Genomic DNA, 2,737 nt, shown 5'->3' with positions numbered 1-2,737 from the left:
GGCCCGAGAAATCCCGTGTGAATCTGTCAGGACCACCTGATAAGCCTAAATACTCCCAGATGACCGATAGCGGACAAGTACCGTGAGGGAAAGGTGAAAAGTACCCCGGGAGGGGAGTGAAATAGTACCTGAAACCGTTTGCTTACAAACCGTTGGAGCCTCCTTAGTAGGGGTGACAGCGTGCCTTTTGAAGAATGAGCCTGCGAGTTAGCGATATGTGGCGAGGTTAACCCGTGAGGGGTAGCCGTAGCGAAAGCGAGTCTGAATAGGGCGATTCAGTCGCATGTCCTAGACCCGAAGCGAAGTGATCTATCCATGGCCAGGTTGAAGCGACGGTAAGACGTCGTGGAGGACCGAACCCACTTCAGTTGAAAATGGAGGGGATGAGCTGTGGATAGGGGTGAAAGGCCAATCAAACTTCGTGATAGCTGGTTCTCTCCGAAATGCATTTAGGTGCAGCGTTGCGTGTTTCTTGCCGGAGGTAGAGCTACTGGATGGCCGATGGGGCCCAAAAGCTTACTGACGTCAGCCAAACTCCGAATGCCGGTAAGTGAGAGCGCAGCAGTGAGACGGTGGGGGATAAGCTTCATCGTCGAGAGGGAAACAACCCAGACTACCAACTAAGGTCCCTAAGCGTGTGCTAAGTGGGAAAGGATGTGGAGTTGCAGAGACAACCAGGAGGTTGGCTTAGAAGCAGCCACCCTTGAAAGAGTGCGTAATAGCTCACTGGTCAAGTGATTCCGCGCCGACAATGTAACGGGGCTCAAGCACACCACCGAAGTTGTAGAATTCGTATATACAGATTAGCCTTCGTGGTTCAGTCGTACGGATTGGTAGGAGAGCGTCGTGTGGCGAGTGAAGCGGCGGTGGAAACCAGCCGTGGACGCCACACGAGTGAGAATGCAGGCATGAGTAGCGAAAGACGGGTGAGAAACCCGTCCTCCGAAAGACCAAGGGTTCCAGGGCCAGGTTAATCCGCCCTGGGTAAGTCGGGACCTAAGGCGAGGCCGACAGGCGTAGTCGATGGACAACGGGTTGATATTCCCGTACCGGCGAAAAACCGCCCAAGCTAATCCAGTGGTGCTAAGAGTCCTAACCCGGTTGAACGGATCCCTTCGGGGTGATGTCGGCCGGTCTAACGCTCGACCCCATGCTGGTGCGGTTAGCGTATTAACAGGTGTGACGCAGGAAGGTAGCTGAGCCAGGCGATGGTATCCGTAAGGTGAACCTGGTGTAAGGATGTAGGGCTGACGATAGGCAAATCCGTCGTCAATGACGCTTGAGATCCGATGCGTACCCCGATTGGGGGAATTCAGTGATCCTATGCTGCCGAGAAAAGCATCGACGCGAGGTTTTAGCCGCCCGTACCCCAAACCGACTCAGGTGGTCAGGTAGAGAATACCAAGGAGATCGAGAGAATCGTGGTTAAGGAACTCGGCAAAATGCCCCCGTAACTTCGGGAGAAGGGGGGCCGGAACCGTGAACGGATTTACTCCGGGAGCGGGAAAGGCCGCAGAGACCAGTGGGAAGCGACTGTTTACTAAAAACACAGGTCCGTGCCAAGTCGCAAGACGATGTATACGGACTGACGCCTGCCCGGTGCTGGAAGGTTAAGAGGAAGGGTTAGCGCAAGCGAAGCTCAGAATTTAAGCCCCAGTAAACGGCGGTGGTAACTATAACCATCCTAAGGTAGCGAAATTCCTTGTCGGGTAAGTTCCGACCTGCACGAATGGCGTAACGACTTCCCAGCTGTCTCAACCGCGAACTCGGCGAAATTGCACTACGAGTAAAGATGCTCGTTACGCGCAGCAGGACGGAAAGACCCCGTGACCTTTACTACAGCTTGGTATTGGTGTTCGGAGTGGCTTGTGTAGGATAGGTGGGAGACTGTGAAGCTCGGACGCTAGTTCGGGTGGAGTCATTGTTGAAATACCACTCTGGTCACTTTGGATATCTAACTACGAACCGTGATCCGGTTCTGGGACAGTGCCTGGTGGGTAGTTTAACTGGGGCGGTTGCCTCCTAAAAAGTAACGGAGGCGCCCAAAGGTTCCCTCAACCTGGTTGGCAATCAGGTGTCGAGTGTAAGTGCACAAGGGAGCTTGACTGTGAGACTGACAAGTCGAGCAGGGACGAAAGTCGGGACTAGTGATCCGGCAGTGGCTTGTGGAAGCGCTGTCGCTCAACGGATAAAAGGTACCTCGGGGATAACAGGCTGATCTTGCCCAAGAGTCCATATCGACGGCATGGTTTGGCACCTCGATGTCGGCTCGTCGCATCCTGGGGCTGGAGTAGGTCCCAAGGGTTGGGCTGTTCGCCCATTAAAGCGGTACGCGAGCTGGGTTTAGAACGTCGTGAGACAGTTCGGTCCCTATCCGCTGCGCGCGTAGGAAATTTGAGAAGATCTATCCCTAGTACGAGAGGACCGGGATGGACGAACCTCTGGTGTGTCAGTTGTTCTGCCAAGGGCACCGCTGATTAGCTACGTTCGGAACGGATAACCGCTGAAAGCATCTAAGCGGGAAGCCGGCTTCGAGATGAGATTTCCATCCCCTTCGGGGGGAGAGGCTCCCAGCTAGACTACTGGGTTGATAGGCCGGATGTGGAAGCGAGGACTAACGACTCGTGGAGCTGACCGGTACTAATAAGCCGATAACTTGACAACACCCCAACCATCACGTCCTGTGTGGTTGGCAGTGATGCTTGCGTCCACTCTGTGGTTCCCGAAACACGGTCGA

The 2,737-nt window shown here is 54.5% G+C and carries 1 rRNA gene; it reads left to right on the top strand.

The features are described from left to right. Positions 1-2,664: ribosomal RNA gene (locus tag ABD733_RS17295) — 23S ribosomal RNA — on the top strand; the annotation flags it as partial. Between the last annotated feature and the right edge of the window lie 73 nt (positions 2,665-2,737).

It is taken from the genome of Frondihabitans peucedani (assembly GCF_039537585.1).
Lineage (GTDB): Bacteria > Actinomycetota > Actinomycetes > Actinomycetales > Microbacteriaceae > Frondihabitans > Frondihabitans peucedani.
This window is presented reverse-complemented; position numbering and strand designations above follow the sequence as displayed.